The sequence below is a fragment of the Mesorhizobium sp. M0808 genome (assembly GCF_040320025.1).
Lineage (GTDB): Bacteria > Pseudomonadota > Alphaproteobacteria > Rhizobiales > Rhizobiaceae > Mesorhizobium.
The window spans coordinates 1-23032 of record NZ_JAMYOX010000034.1 but is presented as its reverse complement, the minus strand read 5'-3'; the positions used below and the strand labels follow the sequence as shown (position 1 = coordinate 23032).

The following is a 23032-nucleotide window of genomic DNA, read 5'->3' as shown; positions in this document are numbered from 1 at the left end:
GACGGGATCAGGTTTGAAGCATGCCTTCGTTAAAAGACCTTCGTAACCGTATCGCCTCGGTCAAGGCGACGCAGAAGATCACCAAGGCGATGCAGATGGTCGCCGCGGCGAAGCTGCGTCGCGCGCAGGAAGCGGCGGAAGCGGCGCGTCCCTATTCGGAGCGCATGGGCGCGGTGCTGGCCAATATCACCCAGGCGATCGGCGGCGGCGGCGATGCCCCGGCGCTGATGACCGGCACCGGCAAGGACGACGTGCATCTGCTTGTCGTCTGCACGGCCGAACGCGGTCTGTGCGGCGGTTTCAATTCGCAGATCGCCCGCTTTGCCCGCGACCACATCCGCAAGCTTCTGGCCGACGGCAAGCAGGTCAAGATCATCTGCGTCGGCAAGAAGGGGTTCGACATATTGCGCCGCGACTACGGGGCGCTGATCATCGAGCGTGTCGACCTGCGCGAGGTCAAGACGCTGGGCTTCGTCAATGCCGATGCCATCGCCAAGAAGGTGATCCACCTGTTCAACGAAGGCGGCTTCGACATCTGCACGCTGTTCTATTCGCAGTTCAAGTCGGTGATCAGCCAGATCCCGACGGCGCAGCAAATTGTCCCGGCGGGCGCGCCTGCGGCTGGCGCGGAAGTGAAGGACGGCGGCAGCGCCGTCTACGAATACGAGCCGGAGCCGGGCGAGATCCTCTCCGATCTCATCCCACGCAACATTTCCGTGCAGGTTTTTCGCGCGCTGCTCGAGAATGCTGCCGGCGAGATGGGCGCCAAGATGAGCGCCATGGACAATGCGACGCGCAACGCCGGCGACATGATCAACAAATTGTCGATCACCTACAACCGCCAGCGGCAGGCGCAGATCACCAAGGAATTGATCGAAATCATTTCGGGCGCCGAGGCGCTCTAGGCACGCCCACAAGGAGGTCATCGACCTCAAGCGTGTGAGAAACAAAGAGACGAAAAGGGTAAAGACGATGGCGAAAGCAGCGACCCCGAAGACGGCAGCCCCTAAGGCCGCGGCACCAGCGAAGGCTCCGGCAGCAGCAAAGGCCGCTCCGGCCAAGAAGGCGGCAGCAACCAAGGCCGCCGCTGTGAATACGCCGGCCGCCACCATCAAGAAAACCGGCCTGGCAGGCAAGGTTCGCCAGGTCATCGGCGCCGTTGTCGACGTCCAGTTTGGCGAACATCTGCCGGCGATCCTGAACGCGCTTGAGACGATCAACGTCGGCAATCGCCTGGTGCTAGAGGTGGCCCAGCATCTCGGCGAAAACACCGTGCGCTGCATCGCCATGGACTCGACCGAAGGTCTGGTCCGCGGCCAGGACGTCTATGACACCGGTGCACCGATTACCGTGCCGGTCGGCCCGGGCATGCTCGGCCGCATCATCAACGTCATCGGCGAGCCGGTCGACGAGGCAGGCCCGGTCGACGGCATCGAGATGCGCTCGATCCACCAGCCGGCGCCGACCTATGTCGAGCAGTCGACGGAAGCGCAGATCCTGGTCACCGGCATCAAGGTGCTCGACCTGCTGGCCCCCTATGCCCGCGGCGGCAAGATCGGCCTGTTCGGCGGCGCCGGCGTCGGCAAAACGGTGCTGATCCAGGAACTGATCAACAACGTCGCCAAGGCGCATGGCGGCTTCTCGGTGTTCGCCGGCGTCGGCGAGCGCACCCGCGAAGGCAACGACCTCTATCACGAGTTCATCGAGTCCGGCGTCAACAAGAAGGGCGGCGGCGAAGGCTCCAAGGCCGCGCTCGTCTATGGCCAGATGAACGAGCCGCCGGGCGCCCGCGCCCGCGTCGGCCTGACCGGCTTGACGGTTGCCGAATATTTCCGCGACCAGGGCCAGGACGTGCTGTTCTTCGTAGACAACATCTTCCGCTTCACGCAGGCGGGCTCGGAAGTGTCGGCGCTGCTCGGCCGCATTCCTTCGGCCGTGGGCTACCAGCCGACGCTGGCTACCGACATGGGCGCGCTGCAGGAGCGTATCACCACGACGACCAAGGGTTCGATCACCTCGGTGCAGGCGATCTATGTGCCGGCCGACGACCTGACCGACCCGGCACCGGCGACCTCGTTCGCCCACCTCGACGCGACGACCGTGCTCAACCGCGCGATTTCGGAAAAGGGCATCTATCCGGCCGTCGATCCGCTCGATTCGACCTCGCGCATGCTCGACCCGATGGTTGTCGGCGAAGAGCATTACCAGGTCGCCCGCCAGGTGCAGTCGATCCTTCAGCGTTACAAGTCGCTGCAGGACATCATCGCCATCCTGGGCATGGACGAGCTGTCGGAAGAGGATAAGCAGACCGTGGCCCGCGCCCGCAAGATCGAGCGCTTCCTGTCGCAACCCTTCTTCGTCGCCGAAGTGTTCACCGGCGCACCGGGCAAGCTGGTCGACCTCGCCGACACCATCAAGGGCTTCAAGGGCCTTTGCAACGGCGATTACGACCATCTGCCGGAGGCCGCCTTCTACATGGTCGGCGGCATCGAGGAAGCGGTCGAGAAGGCACAGCGCCTGGCCGCCGAAGCGGCCTGATGGTGAATGGTCAATAGTGAATTGTGAATGGGGAGTAGCGGATAGGAAATCGGGGCTGAGTGAAGGTCATTCTTTCTGACCGTTCACCATTCACCATTCACCAGTCGCTAAACTGATCATGCCTGAAGCTTTCAAATTCGAACTGGTCTCGCCGGAGCGCCTCTTGGTTTCCGAGCAGGTCGAATCCGTCGTCATTCCGGGCGCCGAAGGCGAGATGACTGTCATGGCGCATCACGCGCCGGTCATGACCACAATCAAGCCGGGCGTCGTTACGCTGAAGACCGCGCAAGGCAAGGAAGAGCGCTATGTGGTGTTCGGCGGCTTTGCCGACATCGTTCCGGCCGGCTGCACGCTTCTGGCGGAATCGGCGGTAGCCGTCGGCGACATTGACCGCGCCGACCTTGCCCGCCGCATCCAGGAGGCCAGGGAAGACGCCGCCGACGCCAAGGACGACCAGACCCGCAGCAAGGCCGAGCAGTTCCTCAACCAGCTTACGACGCTTGAAGGTGCGCTGTTGCCGGCGTGAGTTCCGGTCAAATGACTAACTGAAAAAGCGGGCTTGCCCCGCTTTTTTGTTTGGTGGACAGTCTGGCTGCCTTGGCGTGGGGGGTGGCCGATGACAGAACAAGCAGTGCAACAAGAAACTATCTCGCGATCCAGATGGTCGACGGCCCTGGTTTCGGCCTTTGGCGGCCCGTTTGGCGGGTTCCTCTGGATCGGCAGCGGCAAACTGGCGGTCGCCAGCCTGGTGGTGATCAGCGTCGTCGTTTTCGCGCTTATTTACATTGGCTTTCCGGTATTGCCTGGCGTCGATCTTGCTTGGTGGGCCAATTTTTCAGGGATCGGTTTGATGGCCCTGTGGGCAGCGATCGTTGTTCCCTTCGCGCACCGGTTCAAGCCGGACAGATGGTACGCGCGTGGGCTTTCGGTGCTGGTGCTCGTCTTTCTGACCTCGTATCCGGCTGCATTCGCAATACGCGCGTTCCTGCTCCAGCCTTTTTCGATTCCCTCCAGCAGCATGGTGCCGACGTTGCAGGAAGGCGACTATCTCTTCGTCTCCAAAATGGCATACGGCTACAGCCGCTAAAGCGTGCCGTTCAACTTGCTTCCCGTTGATGGACGTATATTCGGCGCGGAACCCAAAAGGGGAGATGTGGTTGTCTTCAAGTTCCCGCCCGATCCGAGCGTGGACTACATCCAGCGGATTGTCGGCCTTCCCGGCGAGAAGATCCAGATCATCGACGGGGTGCTTCACATCAACGATGTCGCGGTGGGACTCGACGATATTGGTACTTTTTCGTCCGACGAGTTCTCGAGAGCCAAGCTCCAAAGCGAAACCTTGCCGGGGGGTGTCACCCATTCCGTTCTCAACCTCACCGACAACTCGATCGGCGACAATACGCGCGTGTTTGAGGTGCCCGCAGGCCACTACTTCGTGCTTGGCGACAATCGCGACAATGCCTCCGACAGCCGGTTCAGTGTCGCGTTTGTTCCCTATGAAAATCTGGTCGGCAAGGCCCTGCGGCTGTTCTGGAATTCCAAAGGTACCGATTATTCGTCTCGACAGACGCTGAACGGCCAGGCGAGCAAGTAGCTCAAACTGTCAGTGCCTCTACTGCGCGCATGACGCCGCGCAGTTCGGCGAGGCCCTTCAGGCGGCCGATGCAGGAATAGCCGGGGTTCACCTTCTTGCCGATGTCGTCGATGATGGCGTGGCCATGGTCGGGACGCATCGGCACCTGCCAGTCCGCCCTGCCGGCTGCCTTGCGTCGCCGTTCTTCGCCAATCAGCGCCGACACGACCGCCACCATGTCGGTGTCGCCGTCGAGGTGCTCGGCTTCGTGGAAAGAGCCGTCTGGCTCCTTGGTGACGTTGCGCAGATGGGCGAAATGGATGTTTTCGGCGAAGGCCTTGGCCATCGTCGGCAGATCGTTCTGCGCGCCCGCACCGTAGGAGCCGGTGCACAGCGTCAGCCCGTTAGCCGGCGAAGCGACCGCGTCGAGCAGCGCGCGGGCATCGGCTGCCTTGGAAACGATGCGCGGCAGGCCAAACAACGAAAAAGGCGGATCGTCGGGGTGGATCGCCATTCTGACTCCGGCCTCTTCGGCGATCGGCACGATCTCGCGCAGGAAAGCAAACAGGTTTTCGCGCAGTCCTTCGGTGGAGACGTCCTTGTAGAGGTCGAGGGCGCGGCGAAAGCTTGCCCGATCGAAGATGAATTCGCGCGCCGGCACCCAGCCGATCAGGTTGCGCTCCAGCCTTGCCTTGTCGCTGTCGCTCATCCCTTGCAGCCGCGCACGCGCGGCCTCGATACGGGCCGGTGGGTGATCGGCCTCCGCCCCTTCTCGCTCAAGGATGAAGACGTCATAGGCGCAGAGCTCGACGACATCGAAGCGCAGCGCCGTGCCGCCATGCGGCATCGGGTAATCGAGGTCCGTCCGCGTCCAGTCGGTGATCGCCATGAAATTATAGCAGACGGTGTTGATACCGGCGGCGGCGACGGCGCGGATCGAGGCCTTGTAATTGTCGATCAGGCTGCGCCAGTCGCCGCTGCGGGTCTTGATGTCCTCGTGCACGACGATGCTCTCGACCACGTCCCAGGTCAGCCCTGCTGCCTCGATCTCGGCCTTGCGCCTGACGATCTCGTCTGCCGGCCAGGCGCGGCCGTCGTTGAGGTGGTGCAGCGCGCTGACGATGCCGACGGCGCCGGCCTGACGGACATGGGCAAGCGTCACCGGATCGTCCGGCCCGAACCAGCGCCAGGTCTGTCTCATGGCTTCTCACTCCCTATGCCAAGCGCCGCCAAAGCTGCGGCAGTGCCGCCCCGCCGCAGGCGCTCGAGATGGGCTGCCGTCAGATCGATCAGTGTCATGCGGTGGGCATGATCCTTGGCGAAGCCGGCGAGATCGAATATCGCTGTCACCGTTTCATCAGCCGGCCGGCTGCCGAGCGCCATAAGCCGAGTGTCGATCGGGTCGGTAAAATGGGCTTCCGGCAAAGTTTTGCCGCGCGCCTCGCAAGCGGTGATCCAGGCCGCCACCACCAGCATGAGATGCGCGGGCGGGTCACCGGCGCCCAGTCGATCGAGGGCCGAGGCGACGATGCGCTGCGGCAGCTTCTGGCTGCCGTCATTGGCGATCTGCGCCGTGCGATGGGCGAGCGCGGTGTTCGAATAGCGTTCGGCGAGCTGGGCCGTGTAGCCGGCCGTATCGAGCCCGGCGTCCTGCGGCAGCGTCGGGATGGCCTCGGCCCATAGTCCGTCGACGAATTGCCGGATCGCCGGATTGGCAAAGGCGCGGTCGACCGTGTCGTAGCCGCTGAGCAGGCCGAGATAGGCGATTGCCGAATGCGAGCCGTTGAGCAGCCGCAGCTTCATGTCCTCGAAGGGCCCGACGTCGCCGACCATGGTGACGCCGAACTTTTCCCAGGCCGGCCTGCCAGCCGGGAAATCGTCTTCGACCACCCATTGGCAGAACGGCTCGGTCATCACCGGCCAAGCATCCTCAACGCCGAGCTCGACGGCGATACGCGCCCGGTCGACATCGGTGGTCGCCGGCACGATGCGGTCGACCATGCTCGACGGGAAGGCGACGCCGTCGGCGATGTGTGCGGCGAGCCTGGCATCGCCTGAAGTGGCGAGCCTGGCATCGCCTGAAGCGGCGAGCCTGGAATCGCGCAGTGCGGCGAATTCGACCAGCAGGCGGTGCAGCGTGGCGCCATTGGCCGGAAGGTTGTCGCAGCAGAGCACGGTGAAAGGCTGGATGCCGGCGGCACGGCGGCGCGACAGCGCCTCGGTCAGGAAACCATGCGCCGTCCGTGGCATTTGCGGGTTGGCCAGATCATGGACGATGTCGGGGTGGGTATTGTCGAGGCCGCCGCCGGCTGCCCTCAAATAGGCCTTTTCGGTGATCGTCAGCGTGACGATGCGGGTGCGCTGATCGGTCAGGGCGGCGAGCACCGCAGCCGGATCTTCCGGCGCCACCAGCAGCGACAGGATCGAGCCGACGACGCGCAGCTCTTCGCCGATGCTGCTCCTGATCGCCAGCGTGTAGAGGCCATCCTGCGGCGCCAGTGCGTCGCGCGCGTCAGGACTGCGCAAGGACACGCCGACAATGCCCCAGTCCGCCTCGCCCGCCGCCAGGCAGTCGTCGACATAGGCCGCCTGGTGGGCGCGATGGAAGGCACCGACGCCGAGATGGACGATGCCAGGTGCGACGCCGCCGCGGGCGTAGCGCGGGACCGCGACCGAAGCCGGCAGTGCCTTCAGCGTGCTGTTGGAAAGGCGTCTATTGGTCATTGCGCCACGTGTCTGATCGAGATTGTTGGGTCACTGCTGGCAGGCGGCGTAACACCCGATGCCGTCACGCACAATGGGCAATGGCCGACGAAAAGTCATCATACAACAACCCAGTTTTTGTATGTTGACATTATTTCTTTCCAACCCTACCGATGTCCGGATTGGGAGGATTTACGTGGCCGCATTGACGGATCCGGACTTGCTGTTTGCCGCCGAGGGGCGCCCGCGTTCGCTGGCCCGCGATCTCTACGCCACGGTCAAGGACCTCCCGATCGTCAGCCCGCACGGCCACACCGATCCGCGCTGGTATGCGCTCAACGAGGCGTTTCCCGATCCGGCGCAGTTGCTGATCGTGCCGGACCACTACATTTTCCGCATGCTGTTCAGCCAGGGCGTTCGGCTTGAAGAGCTTGGGGTGCCGACGCTTGACGGCTCGCCGGTGGAAACCGACGGCAGAACGATCTGGCGGCGCTTTGCCGAGCATTATTACCTGTTCCGGGGTACGCCGACCCGGCTGTGGTTCGACCACGTGCTTGCCCACCTGTTCGGCATCGACGAGCCGTTGACGGCCGCAACCGCCGACCGCCATTACGACATGATCTCGACCTTGCTGCAGTGGGAGAATTTTCGCCCGCGAGCGCTGTTCGAGCGCTTCAACATTGAAGTCATCGCAACGACCGAAGGCGCGCTCGACGATCTCAGATGGCACCAGATGATCCGCGACAGCGGCTGGGAGGGCCGCGTCATCACCGCCTATCGGCCGGATGCGATCGTCGATCCTGACTTCGAAGGGTTCTCGGCCAATCTCGACCGGCTTGGCGAGATCACCGGGTGCGATACCGGCAATTGGACAGGCTATCTCGAGGCGCACCGCCAGCGGCGCGCCTTCTTCAAGGGTTTCGGTGCGACTTCCTCCGATCACGGCCATCCGACGGCCGAAACCGCCAATCTCTCGGATGCCGCCGCGCAGGAGCTGTTCAACCGCATCCGCCGGGGCTCGGACGACGAGCGCGAGCGAAAACTGTTTCGCGCCCAGATGCTGACCGAGATGGCCAAGATGAGCCGCGACGACGGCCTGGTCCTGCAGATACATCCCGGCTCCTGGCGCAATCATTCGCCGGCTGTCTTTCAGAAGTTCGGCAGGGACAAAGGCTTCGATATCCCGACCCGCACCGATTATGTGACGGCGCTGAAGCCGCTGCTCGACTGCGTCGGGCTGGAGCGCGACCTCACCATCATCCTCTTCACCCTTGACGAGACCAGCTATGCGCGCGAACTGGCGCCGCTTGCCGGCGTCTACCCGGCATTGAAGCTCGGGCCAGCCTGGTGGTTCCACGACAGCCCCGAAGGCATGCGCCGGTTCCGTGAGATGACCACCGAAACCGCCGGTTTCTACAACACCGTCGGTTTCAACGACGACACCCGCGCCTTTCCATCCATACCGGCCCGCCATGATGTGGCGCGCCGGGTCGATTGCGCATATCTGGCGCGTCTCGTCGCCGAGCATCGGCTCGGCGAGGACGAGGCGCACGAGCTGGCGCAGGAACTTGCCTATACGCTCGCGAAACAGGCGTACCGGCTCTAACGGCGCTTGCCGCCATCGTTCAAAACGGGAGGAAACCAATGCTGCATTTTTCGAGATTGGCGGGAGCTACGCTACTTGCCGCCGCACTGCTGGCCGGATCGGCAAGCGCCCAGACGGTCCTGCGCTCGTCCGACACGCACCCGGACGGCTATCCGACGGTCGAGGCGGTCAAATATTTCGGCGAGCTGGTGAAGGAGCGCACGGCCGGCCGCTATGTGGTCGAGATCTATCCTTCCGCGCAACTCGGCGAGGAAAAGGACACGATCGAGCAGGTGCGTACCGGCGTGATCGATCTCAACCGCGTCTCGATGGCGCCGTTCAACGGGCTCATCCCGGAGACCACCGTGCCCTCGCTGCCCTACATCTTCCGTTCGGAAGAGCATATGCACAAGGTCATGGACGGGGCGATCGGCGACCAGATCGCGGCGGCGTTCGACCAGGTCGGGCTGGTGCTGCTCGCCTTTTACGACGGCGGCTCGCGCTCCTTCTACAATTCGAAGAAGCCGATCAACACCGTAGCCGACATGGCCGGCATGAAGTTCCGCGTCATCCAGTCCGACATCTTCGTCGACATGGTGGCGGCACTCGGCGCCAACGCGACGCCGATGCCGTATGGCGAGGTGTATTCGGCGATCGAGACCGGGGTGATCGACGGCGCGGAGAACAATTTTCCGAGCTACGACACCGCCAAGCACGCGGAAGTCGCCAAATACTATTCGCTCGACGAGCATACGATGGTGCCGGAAGCCTTCGTCATGGCGAAGTCGAGCTGGGACAAGCTGACGCCGGAAGACCAGGCGATCTTCAAGGCGGCCGCCAAGGAAAGCGTCGCCAAGCAGCGCGAGCTGTGGACCGCCAAGGTCAAGGAATCGCGCGCCAAGGTCGAGGCGGCCGGTTCGCAGATCACGACGCCGGACAAGCAGCCCTTCATCGACGCGATGGGGCCGGTCTACGAGAAGCACGTCAAGGACGACAAGCTGAAGGCCATGGTCGAAGCCATCAAGGCCGTGCAGTGATCAAGCGGCGGCGCGGACATTCCGTGCCGCCATCCTCCTGGGGAGAAAACCGGTGACTTCCAGCCCAAAACCAACACCGCTCCTGTCCGGCGTCGCGCAAGTGATGTCGCGCGTCAGCACGGCGGCGCTGTCGATCGCCGGCATCGGGCTGGTGCTGATGACCGCGTTCGTCGCCTGGCAGGTGTTCGGCCGCTATGTTCTGAACCGCTCGCCGAGCTGGACCGAGCCCGGCTCGGTGATGCTGATGAGCTGGTTCATTTTCCTCGGCGCTGCCGTCGGCGTTCGCGAGAACTACCATCTTGGCTTCGACGTCCTGCTCTACGTGCTGCCGAAAGGCGGCAAGCGCTGGCTGCGGATGATTTCGGATATTGTCGCGCTCGCCTTCGGCATCGGCATGATCTGGTATGGCAGCCAGCTGGTCGCATTGACCTGGGGCTCCGTCTTGCCGTCACTCGGCATATCGGGGGGCTGGGACTATGTCCCGCTTGTCGCGGGAGGCGCGCTCATCGTGCTCTTCACGCTGGAGCGCATCGTGCTTCGCCTCTCCGGCGCGCCGATCGACGATGCCCTCGATGAACTGCCGCCGGCCGAAGTCGCGGCCGAACTCGACACCGCCAACGTGAAGGTCTGACGCCATGGAACTGTGGATTCTCTTCGGCGTCTTCACCCTGCTGATGCTTATCGGCACGCCGATCGCTTTCTGCCTCGGCGTCGCAAGCCTCGCCACCGTCCTCTATATGGGCCTGCCGCCGCTCATCGTGTTCCAGCGCCTGAATTCCGGCATGAGCGTCTTTTCGCTGCTGGCCATTCCGTTTTTCATCTACGCCGGCGACTTGATGGTGCGCGGCGGCATCGCCAGCAAGATCGTTGCCTTCGCTGGCTCGCTCGTCGGCCATTTGCGCGGCGGCCTCGGCCAGGTCAACATTGCAACCGCTACACTGTTCGGCGGCATTTCCGGCTCAGCGGTTGCGGAGGCAGCGGCGGTAGGCGGCCTGATGATCCCGCAGATGAAGGCGCGTGGATATGGAGCGGACTACGCCGTCAACGTCACGTCGATGGCGGCACTGATCGCGCTGCTGCTGCCGCCGTCGCACAACATGATCATCTACTCGATCTCGGCAGGCGGAAAGATCTCCATCGCCGATCTGTTCACGGCCGGTATCATCCCGGGCCTGCTACTGGCCCTGTCGCTGATGGTCACCGCCTATATCGTGGCGCGCTCCCGCGGCTATCCGACCGAGGCGTTTCCGGGCTTCACCGCGGTCGCGCATCTTTTCGCCGTCGCCGTGCCCGGCCTGCTGCTGATCGCGATCATCTTCGGCGGCGTGCGATCGGGCGTCTTCACCGCCACCGAGAGTTCCTGTATCGCCGTCATCTATGCGCTGCTCGTGACCGTCTTCGTTTACCGGCAGATGACCTGGGAAGGGTTCGTTCATGCCACCCATGGCGCCGTGCGCACCACGGCTATGGTGCTGCTCATCATCGGCATGGCGGCGGCGTTCTCGTGGCTGATGGCCTTCCTGAAAGTGCCGGCAGCGTTGATAGCCTCCATGAACGCGATCTCGGACGATCCGCTGGTTGTGCTTCTCCTGCTCAACCTCTTGATGCTGTTCCTCGGCACGTTCATGGACATGGGGCCGACGATCATCATTTGCACGCCTATCTTCCTGCCCGTGGCGCAGGCCTACGGCGTCGATCCGGTGCATTTCGGCGTCATCATGATCCTCAATTTCGGCATCGGGCTGAACACGCCGCCGGTGGGCGCAGTGCAGTTCGTGGCATGCGCAGTGGGCAAGATATCCGTCTGGGAATCGATGCGCTCGATCTGGCCATTCTATGGCGCAGGCCTCGTGGTGCTGGCGCTCGTCACTTACATTCCGGCCATTTCGCTATGGCTGCCGAGCGTCTTCAAATAGGGGGTGCGACATGGCATCGGACACGGCCGTCGGGCTCCGCGTCGAACGAAGACCGAAGCTTTCGGAAACCGTCGTCGCGGCGATCCGCAAGCAGCTGCAGGCGGGCGAGATCCAGCCTGGGCAAAAGCTGCCGACCGAGGGCCAGCTGACGGAAACCTTCGGGGTCAGCCGCACCGTGATACGCGAGGCGCTGGCCAAGCTTGCCGCGGACGGCCTGGTCGAGCCGCGCCAAGGCGCCGGCGTTTTCGTGACCGAACATATCTCGACAGCGTTCGGTGCTCTGGCAGCGGAGATGGGCAGCAAGGATTCGATTGCCCTCAACGTGCTCGAAGTCAGGTTGGCGATCGAGATCGAATCCGCCGGGCTCGCCGCCATCCGGCGCAACGCCGCGCAGGAAGCGGCAATCCAGGAAGCCTTCTTCGAGTTCGAACGGCTGCTCCTCAACAGCGAGCCGACTGGACCGGCCGACCTTGCCTTCCACCGCGCAATCGCCAGCGCCACCAACAATCCGTTCTATGTCGAGATGCTCGACGTGCTCGGCCGGCGCGCTATTCCTTGCGATGTGACCTCGCCCTGGTCGACCGAGTTCGCGCAGTCCGACGCCTACCAGCGCGGCCTGCAGCGCGAACACCTGATGATCCTCAACGCCATCTCGGCAGGCGATGCCGAGGCGGCGCGGGAGGCGATGCGCGGGCATCTCGGTGCCAGCCAGCAGCGCTATCGCGAGCGCCTGCACGCGCGCCAGGTTTTTTATGCCGACTCGGTCAAGGCCGCGGCAACGGAATAAGCAATTGAGGCAGCCCCATGGGACAGCAATGAATCACACTGACAATCATACGGATTTCACCTCCCGCTTCGCCATCGATCCTGTTTCTGCCGCAGCCATGGGAACGGACGAGCTGCGACACAATTTCCTGATCGAGGACTTGTTCCAGCCCGGCCGCATCGGCCTGACCTACACCCATTACGACCGCATGATCGTCGGCGGCGCCATGCCCGCCGGTACACCGCTGCCGCTGCAGGCGATCAAGCCGACCGGGACCAAGAATTTTCTTGACCGCCGTGAGATGATCATCGTCAACATCGCCGGTGCAGGCGTCGTCAAAGCCGGCGGCCAATCCTACGAGCTGCAGGCACGCGACATGCTCTATCTCGGCATGGGCACGGATGAGGTGTCGTTCGCTGCGACCAATCCGGCAGCGCCGGCTAAGTTCTACCTGCTCAGCGCGCCGGCGCATCAGAGCCATCCCAACCGGCTGATCCGCATCGGCGATGCCAAGCGGCTCGATCTCGGCAGCCAGGCAACCTCCAACGAGCGCTCGATCTTCCAGTTCATCCATGCCGATGGGGTAAAGACCTGTCAGCTTGTCGTCGGCATGACGCAGCTTGCCTCCGGTTCGGTCTGGAACACCATGCCATGCCATGTGCATGACCGGCGCATGGAGGCCTATCTCTATTTCGACCTGCCGGAGGCGGCGCGGGTGTTTCATTTCATGGGCGAACCGGACGAAACGCGCCATCTCGTCATGCGCAACGAGGAGGCGGTGCTGTCGCCGGGATGGTCGATCCATTCGGGCGCCGGCACCTCGAACTACGCCTTCATCTGGGCGATGGCCGGCGACAATGTCGACTATACCGATGTCGACCTGGTGGCGATGGAGGAGCTCAAGTGAGCGATCTCTCGGCCTTCAGCCTTGCCGGCAAGCGCATCCTCGTCACCGGCGCCAATACCGGCATCGGCCAGGGCATCGCCGTGTCGATCGCGCGCGCCGGTGGCGCGGTGGTCGGCGTCGGCCGGTCGGCGATGGACGAGACGGCGGAGAGGATTGAAGCGGCCGGCGGGCGCTTCGAGGCGGTCCGCTGCGACCTTGGCGACGATGCCGCCGCCCAGGCGATGCTTGACCGCGTCTGGGACGGCACCGGGCCGCTCGACGGCCTGGTCAACAATGCGGGCATCATCCGGCGTGCCGATGCGGTCGACCTCACCGAAGCCGACTGGGATGACGTCATCGGCGTCAATCTGAAGACGGTGTTCTTCCTCAGCCAGAGTTTTGCCAGGCGCGTGCTTGCCGACCCGGGGCGGCGTGGCAAGATCGTCAACATCGCTTCGGTGCTGAGCTTTCAGGGCGGCATTCGCGTCGCCTCCTACACCGCCTCCAAACATGGCGTGCTCGGTATCACCCGGCTGCTTGCATGCGAATGGGCGGCAAAGGGCATCAACGTCAATGGCATTGCGCCAGGCTATATCGAGACCAACAACACCGAGGCGCTGCGCACCGATCCCGACCGCAGCGCTTCAATCCTGGCGCGCATTCCGGCCGGGCGCTGGGGCGCGCCGGAAGACATCGGCGACGCAGCCGTCTTCCTGCTGGCGCCGGCGTCGAACTATATGCATGGCGCGGTGATGCCGGTGGACGGCGGCTGGCTGGCGCGATGAGCAACAAAAAAGATGAGAGTTTGGTGATGACCGGAACCAAAATCTTCTCGCATGCCGGCGAGGCTGCGTGGACGCCGACGCCGGATGGCAACCGCAGGCGCGTGCTCCTGCACACGGATGAGCTGATGATGGTCGAATTCGGTTTCGACAAGGGTGGCGTCGGCGCGCTACACTCGCATCCGCACGTCCAGGCGAGCTATGTCGCCGAAGGCCGCTTCGAAGTCACCATCGACGGCAGGACCGAAATCCTGGAGACCGGAAGCAGCTTCATCGTCCCGTCCAACCTTGTCCATGGCGTCAAGGCGCTGGAGGCGGGACGACTGGTCGACAGCTTTACGCCGCACCGCGCCGATTTCCTCGACTGAGCTGCGGACCCGAAGATCAGGCAGCCGGTTCTCAGAACGAAAAAACCCGCGCCTCCGGAGAGACGCGGGCGTGTTGCCTGGGCGCTTGTGGCGCCGCGGTACTCAAAACATCACCGCAGAACCTGAACCTGCCGAATGATGGTGAAGATAGGATTAACCGCTCCGAGGCGGTGCGATATTCACAGCCAAGGCGAATAGGGGCTGGAACGACGGTCTGATATCGGCCAATGAGAGAGAAGTTCGCCTCAGGCGGTGCCGCGGACAGGACCAGAGGGGTCGATAAATGTTCGAATCTGCTGTCCAGGCAATCACCTGGCGATTCGCCGGGGAATTTCGGCAGGTCGTATCCCCGAAAGTTCTGTAATGCAGGTAGCAGCGAGCATCCCGGCAGAGGATTCCAAGCGGCGCGTCCTGAAGGATGTATTCGGCTTCGATGATTTTCGTCTCGGCCAGGCGGCCGTGATGGAGGCGCTGCTGGCCGGGCATCATGTGCTGGCTGTCATGCCGACCGGCGCCGGCAAATCGCTCTGCTACCAGGTCCCGGCGCTGGTGCTGGGCGGGCTCACCATTGTCGTTTCGCCGCTGGTGGCCCTGATGCAGGATCAGGTCGCCGCATTGCGCCTTGCCGGCGTGGCGGCCGATACAATCAATTCCTCGCTCGACCGCGATGCCAATGTCGCTGCATGGCGCCGTGTCGCGGCAGGCCAGACGCGCCTGCTCTATCTTGCACCGGAGCGGCTCATGACCGTGCGAATGCTCGAGGCGTTGACCAAGCTCGATGTCCGGCTGATCGCCATCGACGAGGCACATTGCATCTCCCAATGGGGACCGGCGTTCCGGCGCGAATACGAAGAATTGTCGAGACTACGTGATATCTTCCCGAAAGTGCCGATCATTGCGTTGACGGCGACGGCGGACGAGGCGACGCGCACCGACATTGCCGCGCAACTGTTCGACGGGCGCGTCGATACCGTGGTGCTCGGCTTCGACCGGCCGAACATCAAGCTAAGCATTGAGCCCAAGCAGGATAGCAAGCGCCAATTGCTAAACTTCGTGCAGCGCCATGCGGGCCGCAGCGGGATCGTCTATTGCCTGTCACGCAAAAAGACCGAAGAGATGGCGGCGTTCCTCGAGCGGAACGGCGTACGCGCGCTCGCCTATCACGCCGGCATGAGCAAGGACACGCGTGAAGCGAATCAAAACGCTTTCATGACCTTGTCCGGCGTGGTGATGGTGGCGACCATCGCCTTCGGCATGGGGATCGACAAGCCGGATGTCGCCTATGTCTTCCACACAGACCTGCCGGGCAGCTTGGAGGCCTATTATCAGGAAATCGGGCGGGCGGGCCGCGACGGGCGGGCGGCCGAGGCACATATGCTCTTCGGTCTCGGCGATATCCGCATGCGCCGGCTTTTCATCGAAGACGAGGACGCGCCGGCTGAGCACAAAAGGCGCGCGCATGGCCGACTCGATACGCTGATCGGTTATTGCGAGACGACGCAGTGCCGCCGTCAGATCCTGCTTGGCTATTTCGGCGAAAGTGCTTCGCCTTGCGGCAATTGCGACAACTGCCTCGACCAGGCGCCGCATGCGGATGGCGAGGCGGAGGCGCGGATCATCCTGGCGGCGATCGCACAGACCGGCGAGCGCTTCGGCGTCGCCCATGTCGTCGATGTCCTGCTCGGCCATGAGACCGAGAAGGTCCTGGACAGGAACCACCACAGGCTTGCCAGCTTCGGCACCGGTGTGGCGCATAAAAAGAGTTTCTTGCTGTCGCTGCTCCGCCAACTCGTCGCGGGAGGGTTCCTGACATTGGACTCAGCCGGCCATGGCGGCGTCGCCATTGCCGAGAAGGGCCGTGCGCTGGCTCGGGGCGAGGCTTCATTCCGGTATCGCTTGGACGCGCGCCAGTCATCGCGAGGCAAGATACGTCCTGAGGATACCGCAGCAGGCACGGAAGGTCTGGATTCGGCGCTGCTGGCCGCGCTCAAGGCTGTACGGCTGCGTCTTGCCCGGGAACGCCAGGTGCCGGCCTTCGTGATCTTTTCGGATCGTACACTGATCGATATGGCCGAACGCTGCCCGCGTGATCTGGACGCCTTCGCCGCGGTCAACGGCGTCGGCGCCGCCAAGCTCAAGGATTTCGGCGAGATATTCCTCGGCGCGATCGCTGCGCATCAGCCCGGTGGATCGGCGTGAGGGTAGCCAAAAATCAAACTCGCAATTGCGCGACACTGCAACAGGTTAGTTTGCCAGGCAGCATTTCTTTGCTTTCTTGCCGCTTCCACAGGGACACGGATCATTGCGTCCGACATGGCGCCAAGGATTTGTGACCGGCGCTGTCAATCTCGACAACTCGTCGAGCCAAGTTTGTTCCGGCAAGGGCGATTGCCAATCTTCCTCGCCAAAATACTCAAGGTGGCTGGTCCATTCCAACGCTTCAAGCACGTCGTCGATATAGCCGAGAGCGGCGCGCTCGAATCGATCCATGTCGTTTGGGCTTTGCTCGGCGGCCAGGAGATCGTCTTCGAAATCGCGGCGGTCGATTACCCCTTCGGGGATGCGGCCGTCGTCCCATGCGCTGTGAACAAGTGACGCCAGATCGCGCAAGCCAAGCAGGGCGATCGCCCCCAGCCAGGCGATCCAGGCGAAATCGTCGTCATCGGCCAGCCTCTCGGTGTGGAATCGCTCGAGAAAATCTCGCATTCGGTCACGCTCGATGCGGCCTTCCCAGGTCAGGAAGGTCGCTGCGCCCAAAACTGCATCGCGGACGAATTCATCGACGGAGCGGTCGCTGATCAAGCTGAACAAAGCGTCGGCGTCGCCATCAAATACGCCGGCGACGATACGCGCCATGCTCTCGGTCACCACGTCGCCGAGCAGGTCATCGAGGTCGCGTCCCGGCCGGCGCAGCAGGCGCAACAAGGGCCCGAACGTTCTAGTGTCGCGAGCGCCGCCCAGAATGTAGATGCCTCGCAAGAGCAGCATCTGATCATCCCGCGACAGAGCCTCTCCTTCGGCCGCTCTTGTGACGACGGCACGCAGCGCGGGAGCCGATTCTTCAATCCTCGCTATGCAGTGAATGATTGCGACATCCGGCAATTGCTGCTCGTTTGCCACGGCATGTAGTTGATCTTCTATCGGACCGAGATCGAAGCCGGGCTTGCCCCGGCCAAGGACGGAGTCCAGTGCTTCTTTCTTCATGGCATCCTCGCTGCCGTTCGCGCTTGCCAAATCTACGACAGGCCGGCTGCCTTTCAACAGTTCATCCGCACAAACGGCAAATTCCTGTGCAGAAAGTACCAGACGGGGCGAGTTCGATCTCGACACAGCTCTATCCTGAACTGACCTGTGGGGGACGAGGATCGGCCAGCAGCCAAGCAACCATGAGCGAATATCAATACTACGAGTTTCGGGCGGTCGACCGCCCACTCAGCGAAGCGGATCGCCGGGACTTGCGCGATGTGTCGACGCGGGCGCGGATTACGGCCACGAGCTTCACGAATTTCTACGAGTGGGGCGACTTTAAAGGCGATCCGGTCGCGTTGATGCGGCGTTGGTTCGATCTTCATCTCTATTTGGCGAATTGGGGCACCCACCGGCTGATGATCCGGTTTCCAGCGCGATTAATCGACCGGCAGCGTCTCGAGGGATTCCTGCATGCGGTCGATTGCCTCGAGATCAGCACGTCCGGCGAGAACCTGATCGTCGACATCCTGTGCGAAGAACTGGAACCTGCGGACGATTGGGATAATTGGGACGACGACTCGCACTGGCTCGAAGCACTGGCGCCGCTGCGCGCCGACGTGCTCGGCGGCGATCTGAGGCTTTTCTACCTGCTGTGGCTGAAGGCGGCCGAGATCGGTTCCGTCAAGCCGGACGAGGCGGAGCCTTTGCCGGGGATCGGCCCGATGACGCCCGCGCTCGACGCTTTCGCGCGCTTCTTTCAGCTCGACGCCGACCTCGTCGCTGAGGCGGCCGAGCGTCCCGCCGGCACGACAACGGAATTGTCGCCGGATATGGTCCGGCGTTCAGTCGGCGCCTTGTCCGATCATGAAAAGACGACGCTGCTCGTTCGTCTCGTCGACGGCGATCGGCATGTTGAAAACGAGCTTCGGGCGTTCGTCCGGAATCGCTCGATGTTGAAAGTCTCTGTTGGAAGCCCCATGGCCACTGTTCCGCGCTCGGCCGGCGAACTGCGAGCCCGTGCCGAGGCGATCCGTCAGGCCCGCGAGCGCGCGCAGGAGGAGCAACGAGAGGCTGAAAGAAAACGGCAGGCGGCGGAAGAGGCGCGCGCTCGCCGTATTCGGCTCGATGCGCTCTCGCGACGCGGCGAAAGCGTCTGGCGTGAGGTAGAGAGCGAGATCGAACGCCGCAACCCTCCCGGCTACGATGAGGCCGCCAGCCTTCTGCTCGACCTCAAGGCAATCGCCGAGGAATGTGGCACGACCCACGATTTTGCTCGCAGGCTGCAGGCGATCCGCGATCGGCATATCCATAAGAGGCGTTTTATCGAACGGCTAAGAGACGATTAGCACCGGCTTCGTCTCGCCGCGGCAATCGCAGCCTCCTGCTGCCGCAAGCGCTCGATCTTCGCACTCTGGCGGGCAGCCACGGTCGAGGCGACACGCTGCCCTCCCAGCAGCCAGCCCGGAATGTTGGTGTGGACGACTTTGCCACGAGCGATGGCTGTCGCCGACATTTCGTCGGCGACAGCGCCGATCGCCACGTTGAGCTCGACGCAACTCATCTTGTCGTATTTCGCAGCATCAAAGGATGCCGGCAAAGGCGATGCGCAACTTCCGACAAACATGAGGCTGCATATCAGAGGCGTGGACGTGGAGATCGCCTTCATTCCCTTATCAAGCACATTGATGCCGGACGGGCGGATTTTCGGAGGGTTCTCGATCTAGGGCCGCGAAGCACTCGCGAGGTTCCGCGTAACTGAAGCATGTGACCTCTACAATACTCTGTGCTGACCGACCTGTTTGTCTTCAAAGAATTCCGAGAGAGCCGCTGCCGTCTTGTCGGGGTGCTCTTCCGGGAAAAAGTGCCCGCCTTGGACAGCGCATCCTGCCACTCTGTCGGCCCATTTCCTCCAGATGGCCAGCGGCCCGCCTTCTTGCGCATACCAGTTCTCCAGGGCGCCTTCGCCACTCCATAGCGCCAGTAGCGGACAGTCGATGCGACGACCGTTTGCGCGGTCCAGCGCGTCATGTTCACGATCGATCGTCGCAGCGGCGCGATACTCTTCGCAGATGGCATGAATATGCGCGGGATCGCGAAGCGCATCAACATAGGCGTTCCTGACCTCTTTGGAGACCATTTTCGCCGACGATCCCCAGTGCGTAATTGCATCGTCGACGACAGCATCGGGAGCCGCGCCGATCAGACGCTCCGGCAGGGGCTCCGGCTGCGCAAGAAGGCTCCAGGGCCAGAAGCCGAGCGCCAGTCTGGCATCCGCCCGACCCCACGTTGCGGCGGTGGGGATGATGTCGAGGACGGCGATTTTGAGCACTTTGTCGGGATGGTCGAGCGCCAGGCGATAGGTAACCCGCCCGCCGCGATCATGCCCGGCAACCATGAACCGCTCAAACCCCAGCTGCTTCATGGCCTGAACCATGTCGCCGGCCATGGCGCGTTTGGCGTATGGGCTATGATCGGCAGAGGAAATCGGACATCCGCTTTGCCCATAGCCTCGAAGGTCGGCGGCGACCACCGTGAAGCGGAGCGCCAAGGCTGCGGCGATATCCCTCCACATCAGATGCGTTTCTGGAAAACCGTGAAGAAGCAGCAGCGGCGGACCGGTGCCTCCGACCCTTGCGAAAATCGTCGTATCGTCCAGTCGTAGGCTGGTGGCTCTGAACCCTGCAAACACCGTCAGCTTCCTCCGCGCCCTTAGGAAAGCTCCCTAAGGGCGCTAACGGCCGCCTGGGGCGAAAACCCCGGCCGCGATGGCCAGGGTTCAAGCCGGCCAGTTGCTAGAATCGAAACCAGACCCAGACGCGCCTGCGGAAGCACCGCCTGCGCCGATAGCCGTTTCGCCAGTAAACGCGACAGACCCTTCTCCAAGCGCGCCGGCGGCGCCGGCGCGGCCGGTGCCACCGGCGATGATAGACTGGTTGCAACTCTGCTTGAGTTTCATCGTCGTCGAAGGTCTCGACATCCGGCGCCTCGAGTTCATCGAGAATGCCGCTTCTGGCAGTTGGAACGCCGGCCACTGCGTTGATTGGCCGAACTGTGCTTGCAAGGGCCGCGGCCCCGGCAATGCCAAACATTCCTGTCAAAAATAGTCGCCGATCCATGGAAACCTCCCAGTCTTCAACCAGCGATAGAACAAGCTAACGATGGTGAGATAGCGCAGTCGGTGCAAACGCCTAGTGCCGCACGGCGATTGGCGGTGGTCCGGTCGGCCGGAGGGTGTTGCCTCGTCCTCGAAGTGGGATGGCTACCTCGATCGACAAACACCGGAGCTGTCTGAATGGATGGCGGGCCGAGATCAATTAAGATCGAATGACGTCTACGCCATAGCCACGCAATTTCACGCTACTCGCGTTGCAATAAGACTTGACTGCCATCCTACCAGAAGGTAGGTAAAAGTATGAGCAACTTGTCTACCACCTCTGATGACATCCTGGCTTGCGCACGTTCACTGATCGTCGCTGGCGGCTACAACGGTTTCAGTTATGCCGACATCGCTGATGTGGTCGGGATCCGTAAGGCGAGCATCCATCACCATTTTCCAAGCAAGGTCGATCTGGTTCGGACACTGGTTGCGCGGTATCGCGAAGAAACTGAAGCTGGGATGGCAAATGTCGAACTTCACGAATCCGATCCGCTCGAACAGTTGCGGATCTATGCCGGGTATTGGGAAGCCTGCATCGCGAACGCCAGCGCCCCGTTTTGTATCTGCGCGCTGTTGGCAAGCGAGCTCCCCGTGCTGCCCGAGGAAGTTGGCCTTGAGGTCCGGGCGCATTTCCGCTCGCTGTCGGCTTGGCTGACATCGGTGATGGAGCGCGGTGCGCGGCGCGGCCAATTTCGACTGATGAGTACCCCTCGTGCCGAGGCTGAAGCGTTCATGGCGACCGTTCACGGCGCGATGCTTTCAGCCCGGGCCTATGGCGATCCGAAGACATTCGCCGTCGTGACGGGCCCGCTCCTGGAGCGGCTCCGCGCTTCCCCACGGATACGAGCCTAGATCTCAACTAACCATAATAGCAATCACTCCGCGACGTTCGTCGAGAGTCCCTACCTACTAGTCGAAAGGACGATCCAATGACGGTTCACAGTGGCGATCTTTCCCGCGCCAGCCAGGAACAATGGCTCAAGCTCTATTACTTCGCTCGGACGGCGTTCTCGGCTGTCTGGGTGGCGGCTGCCTTTACGATGGGACAGCATTCCGGGGTGGTCGCGGCGGTGTTACTCGTGGCTTATCCTGCATGGGATGCCTTGGCCAATTTTGTCGACGCATCGCGCAGCGGAGGATTGGGACAGAATCGCACCCAGACCATCAACGTCGTGGTCAGTGTGGCGACAACGCTCGCGGTCGTTGTTGCGCTGAAGATGAGCATGAATTGGGTGCTGGGCGTGTTCGGCCTATGGGCGATCCTGTCCGGCCTGCTTCAACTCGGCACCGCCGTCCGCCGTTGGAAGAGCTCTGGTGCGCAGTGGGCGATGGTCCTGAGCGGAGGGCAATCAGCACTGGCAGGCACGTTTTTCATCGCGCAGGCGCGGATGCCGATGCCGCCATCGATCACCAACGTGGCCGGCTATGCCGCAGTAGGCGCCCTCTACTTCCTTGTTTCGGCGGTGTGGCTGAGCGTGAGCCAATTGCGGCGGAAGGCTGCATAGGCCCGCGATCTTAAGCCATTACCGGCGCGATGAGAGATGCTGTTACCTATGGGTCCGGGTTGGACACCATTCCGAAGTGGATAGTGTGCTGAAGGTTCTGCAAAAAGTTTTGGAGAGAGAACGGCGCTTGCTCTGAGGGGCGAGCGGCCATGGCACGGTGGTGACGTTGCGATCACCGATTCCCGTGGAAGGGGAAGTGCCATGACCAATCGAGAAGTTAGACTGAGCAGAGGCGAGTTGAAAGCGTTGCTGTTGTCGGATGAGGACGGCTTTCGCCAAGCATTGCAGAGTGTCGTGCAGGAGGTTCTTGAAGCCGAGATGACGGAGGCGATCGGGGCCGAGAAAGGGGAGCGGACGAGTTACCGGTCCGGCTATTACGAGCGCAAGCTGGTGACGCGGGTCGGGGTGCTGGAGCTTCGCGTTCCGCAGGATCGGGCTGGCCGGTTCTCGACGGAGTTGTTTGAGCGCTACCAGCGTTCGGAGAAGGCATTGGTGTCGGCGCTGGTCGAGATGTACGTGCAGGGCGTCTCGACCCGCAAGGTGAAGGCGGTGACGGAGGAATTGTGCGGCCACTCTTTCTCGGCCTCGACGGTGAGCGAGGCGACGATGCGGCTGGATGAGGCGCTCAAGGCGTTCTTCACGCAGCGGCTCGAGGAAAGCTATCCGTATCTCATTTTGGACGCGCGCTACGAGCGGGCTCGCGAGGCGGGCGTGATCGCCAGCCAGGCGGTGCTGGTAGCGATCGGCGTGGATTGGGAGGGCCGGCGCCAGGTTCTGGGCGTGGAGCTGGCCAACCGGGAGAGCCATTCGAGCTGGCGCGAGTTCGTGACGGGGCTCAAGAATCGCGGGCTCGCCGGCGTCGAGTTCGTCGTCTCCGACGACCATCCGGGGCTCAGGGCGGCAATCCGCGAAGTGCTGCCCGAAGCGGTCTGGCAGCGCTGCTACGTGCACTTCCTCAGAAACGCGCTCGACTACGTGCCGCGCAAGGTCGACGACGATTGCCTGATGGAGCTCAGATGGTTCTACG

Annotated in this window: 21 protein-coding genes and 1 pseudogene; 17 read left to right on the top strand and 5 right to left on the bottom strand. The window is 62.8% G+C overall.

The features are described from left to right. The first annotated feature begins 20 nt into the window (after positions 1–20). The 4 genes and pseudogenes from NKI25_RS27755 to lepB form a co-directional block, all read left to right on the top strand. Positions 21–905, top strand: a complete 885-nt coding sequence (locus tag NKI25_RS27755; protein ID WP_023678098.1) for a F0F1 ATP synthase subunit gamma — start codon at positions 21–23, stop codon at positions 903–905. Positions 906–972: 67 nt separating this feature from the next. Further along, a complete protein-coding gene (atpD, locus tag NKI25_RS27750; protein WP_023678097.1) occupies positions 973–2538 on the top strand; it encodes a F0F1 ATP synthase subunit beta in 1566 nt (521 codons plus the stop codon). Positions 2539–2656: 118 nt separating this feature from the next. Continuing rightward, complete coding sequence (locus tag NKI25_RS27745) at positions 2657–3064, top strand: F0F1 ATP synthase subunit epsilon (protein ID WP_023678096.1); 408 nt, start codon at positions 2657–2659, stop codon at positions 3062–3064. 438 nt (positions 3065–3502) lie between these two features. Further along, positions 3503–4075, top strand: a pseudogene (gene lepB / locus NKI25_RS36560) (signal peptidase I); the annotation flags it as partial. A gap of 58 nt (positions 4076–4133) precedes the next feature. Here lepB and uxuA read toward each other — a convergent pair. Together uxuA and NKI25_RS27730 are read right to left on the bottom strand one after the other, a co-directional pair. Further along, complete coding sequence (uxuA, locus tag NKI25_RS27735) at positions 4134–5312, bottom strand: mannonate dehydratase (RefSeq protein WP_352594365.1); 1179 nt, start codon at positions 5310–5312, stop codon at positions 4134–4136. Next, positions 5309–6835, bottom strand: a complete 1527-nt coding sequence (locus NKI25_RS27730; protein ID WP_352999947.1) for a mannitol dehydrogenase family protein — start codon at positions 6833–6835, stop codon at positions 5309–5311. The genes uxuA and NKI25_RS27730 overlap by 4 nt, the downstream gene beginning before the upstream one ends. A gap of 175 nt (positions 6836–7010) precedes the next feature. On the opposite strand from NKI25_RS27730, the gene uxaC reads away from it, so the two are divergent. From uxaC to recQ, 9 genes are all read left to right on the top strand, one after another. After that, positions 7011–8420, top strand: coding sequence for a glucuronate isomerase (gene uxaC, locus NKI25_RS27725; protein WP_352754667.1), 1410 nt, complete (start codon positions 7011–7013; stop codon positions 8418–8420). Between the two features lie 38 nt (positions 8421–8458). Beyond that, positions 8459–9436 (top strand): TRAP transporter substrate-binding protein, encoded by a 978-nt coding sequence (locus NKI25_RS27720; RefSeq protein WP_023678091.1) that lies wholly within the window; start codon positions 8459–8461, stop codon positions 9434–9436. A gap of 103 nt (positions 9437–9539) precedes the next feature. Next, positions 9540–10067, top strand: coding sequence for a TRAP transporter small permease (locus NKI25_RS27715; protein ID WP_023678090.1), 528 nt, complete (start codon positions 9540–9542; stop codon positions 10065–10067). Positions 10068–10071: 4 nt separating this feature from the next. Next, positions 10072–11352 carry a TRAP transporter large permease gene (locus NKI25_RS27710; protein WP_023678089.1) on the top strand — a complete coding sequence of 427 codons (1281 nt, stop codon included), beginning with the start codon at positions 10072–10074 and terminating at the stop codon, positions 11350–11352. Positions 11353–11362: 10 nt separating this feature from the next. Continuing rightward, positions 11363–12139 (top strand): FadR/GntR family transcriptional regulator, encoded by a 777-nt coding sequence (locus NKI25_RS27705; protein ID WP_023678088.1) that lies wholly within the window; start codon positions 11363–11365, stop codon positions 12137–12139. A gap of 28 nt (positions 12140–12167) precedes the next feature. After that, positions 12168–13025, top strand: a complete 858-nt coding sequence (gene kduI, locus NKI25_RS27700) for a 5-dehydro-4-deoxy-D-glucuronate isomerase (protein WP_023678087.1) — start codon at positions 12168–12170, stop codon at positions 13023–13025. After that, positions 13022–13789 (top strand): 2-dehydro-3-deoxy-D-gluconate 5-dehydrogenase KduD, encoded by a 768-nt coding sequence (gene kduD, locus NKI25_RS27695; protein ID WP_352569536.1) that lies wholly within the window; start codon positions 13022–13024, stop codon positions 13787–13789. Before kduI ends, kduD begins: the two co-directional genes overlap by 4 nt. A 26-nt stretch (positions 13790–13815) precedes the next feature. Next, a complete protein-coding gene (locus NKI25_RS27690) occupies positions 13816–14154 on the top strand; it encodes a cupin domain-containing protein (protein WP_352594361.1) in 339 nt (112 codons plus the stop codon). A 363-nt stretch (positions 14155–14517) separates the two neighbouring features. Then, positions 14518–16353, top strand: coding sequence for a DNA helicase RecQ (recQ, locus tag NKI25_RS27685; protein WP_352754666.1), 1836 nt, complete (start codon positions 14518–14520; stop codon positions 16351–16353). Between the two features lie 45 nt (positions 16354–16398). On the opposite strand, the gene NKI25_RS27680 is transcribed toward recQ, so the two are convergent. Then, positions 16399–17538, bottom strand: a complete 1140-nt coding sequence (locus NKI25_RS27680) for a DUF1186 domain-containing protein (protein WP_352845698.1) — start codon at positions 17536–17538, stop codon at positions 16399–16401. A 2-nt stretch (positions 17539–17540) separates the two neighbouring features. On the opposite strand from NKI25_RS27680, the gene NKI25_RS27675 reads away from it, so the two are divergent. Further along, complete coding sequence (locus NKI25_RS27675) at positions 17541–18689, top strand: hypothetical protein (protein WP_352454999.1); 1149 nt, start codon at positions 17541–17543, stop codon at positions 18687–18689. Here NKI25_RS27675 and NKI25_RS27670 read toward each other — a convergent pair. Then, the gene (locus NKI25_RS27670) at positions 18686–18940 is read right to left on the bottom strand and encodes a hypothetical protein (protein WP_352594357.1); all 255 of its coding nucleotides are present in this window, start codon (positions 18938–18940) and stop codon (positions 18686–18688) included. The genes NKI25_RS27675 and NKI25_RS27670 overlap by 4 nt on opposite strands. A gap of 174 nt (positions 18941–19114) precedes the next feature. After that, entirely contained in the window at positions 19115–20032 is a 918-nt protein-coding gene (locus tag NKI25_RS27665) for an alpha/beta fold hydrolase (RefSeq protein ID WP_352999943.1), read from the bottom strand. A 723-nt stretch (positions 20033–20755) separates the two neighbouring features. On the opposite strand from NKI25_RS27665, the gene NKI25_RS27660 reads away from it, so the two are divergent. From NKI25_RS27660 to NKI25_RS27650, 3 genes are all read left to right on the top strand, one after another. Then, positions 20756–21352, top strand: coding sequence for a TetR/AcrR family transcriptional regulator (locus NKI25_RS27660; protein WP_352999941.1), 597 nt, complete (start codon positions 20756–20758; stop codon positions 21350–21352). 77 nt (positions 21353–21429) lie between these two features. Further along, entirely contained in the window at positions 21430–22005 is a 576-nt protein-coding gene (locus NKI25_RS27655; protein ID WP_352999939.1) for a DUF308 domain-containing protein, read from the top strand. Between the two features lie 201 nt (positions 22006–22206). Beyond that, a partial coding sequence (locus NKI25_RS27650) for an IS256 family transposase (protein ID WP_352999937.1) occupies positions 22207–23032 on the top strand: 826 nt, incomplete at its 3' end.